Annotated in this window: 2 protein-coding genes; both read left to right on the forward strand. The window is 54.1% G+C overall.

The window, feature by feature from the left end:
• The coding region (locus tag GX117_05455; GenBank protein NLO32790.1) for a hypothetical protein at window positions 1-648 on the forward strand (648 nt) is incomplete at its 5' end.
• Between the two features lie 52 nt (window positions 649-700).
• On the forward strand, window positions 701-1,611 hold a 911-nt coding region (locus tag GX117_05460), incomplete at its 3' end, for a NupC/NupG family nucleoside CNT transporter (GenBank protein NLO32791.1).

A 1,611-nucleotide genomic window follows, 5' to 3' on the forward strand; every position in this document is an offset into this window, starting at 1 on the left:
GAGCGGTTGCGCCCCATCATGGAAGAGGCATTACAAAGCGATGACACGCACCATTGGCCTTTGATTACGCTGAACATTAATGACATACGTGGTGACGCGCCCGGGCTTCACAGGGCAGTCTACGATTTAATTCGCAGCTATGAACCTTGGCTGTGTACGGCTCCCAAAGGAGCGGAGCCGTTGCCGGTCGCGCCTATTACGCTCAAACCCATGCTCATCCTTGCAGGCGGCGGCGCTCGTGAAAGGGCGCATTTTTATGACGCGGTTCCGGTAGGCGGCAGCTTATTTATTTTCGGATCAGGCAATGCCGAGCGGCCTGCCGATAATTTTAGGCGCTGGATAAATTATTCATGGCGCGATGTGGAACCGCAAGGACAGCCTCAGGCGGGCGCTTGGACGGAGGAAGCCGCTGCGCGCCTCAACGCCTTGGTGAGCAATGCCCATAAGCAAGGATACTGGATTCGTTTCTACGGACTTGACGGTAGAAATCCTATTGTTCATCTTGGTCAGGGTGGCAATCCCGGCTACAACTTTGGCTCTCTTGAGGCGGTGCAGCAGCGTTGGAAAGCGGCAGTGGTTGCCGGCGTCGATTTTATCGCCACCGATCAGATTCAGGACGCGGTGGATTTTAAGAAAAGCTTGGAGTGAGATGTGAATCCCACAACACGGCGACGCTGATCGCCGGAATTGGAGACTGGTCATGGGTGCAGATTTAGGCTTGCGCATGCTAAGCCTTCTCGGCTTGTTCGTGATGATTGTGGTGGCGCTGCTCTTTTCAGAAAACAGACGTATCGTATCATTTCGCATTATCTTTTGGGGGCTTGGACTGCAGCTTATCTTGGCGGTTCTGGTCTTGCACACCGCCTTAGGCAGATGGTTGTTTCAAGGGGTGAACGGTGTCTTTAATGTGATCAGTGATGCAAGCACGGAAGGTGCTTCTTTTGTATTTGGGAATCTCAGCCGCCTCTTTGTGCTCGAACAGGTCATGACACCCGGCGCTGATGGACAAATGGTCGTGGAGGAGTCCTTTGTTGTCAACGCACTTTTTGCGTTTAACGTGCTGCCCGTAATCATTTTTGTAGCCGGTGTTGCCGCCATACTCCAACATTTGGGCGTCATACAGGCGGTGGTGCGTGCGATGGCGTGGCTCATGCGGCGCAGCTTGAAAACGTCGGGGGCGGAAAGTTTCGGCGCTGCTTTGTTGGTCTTCACCGGTATTGAATCCATGTCCGCGCTGGGCGGTTATCTGCAGCGTATGACACGGTCCGAGCTCTTTACCATTATGACCGCCTTTCTCGCCACCATTGCCGCCAGCGTCATGGTTGCCTATGCCAATTTCGGCGCGGAACCGGGACATTTACTTACGGCGTCCTTGATGAGTGCGCCTGCCGCAATCCTTCTGGCGAAACTCTTGGTGCCGGAACAGGAAATCCCGGAAACCCTGTCGGAAGATCACATTTCGGTGGAAGTGGACAGCCGTAACATTTTTGATGCGGCGACTCGGGGCGCATCGATTGGGCTGAACATGGCGCTGCACGTGGCCGCCATGCTCATCGTATTTGTTGGTCTCATCTATTTAGCAGATCGCTTTTCCTTGTGGCTGACCGGATA

The sequence above is a fragment of the Candidatus Hydrogenedentota bacterium genome, from assembly GCA_012523015.1.
Taxonomy (GTDB): domain Bacteria; phylum Hydrogenedentota; class Hydrogenedentia; order Hydrogenedentales; family CAITNO01; genus JAAYBJ01.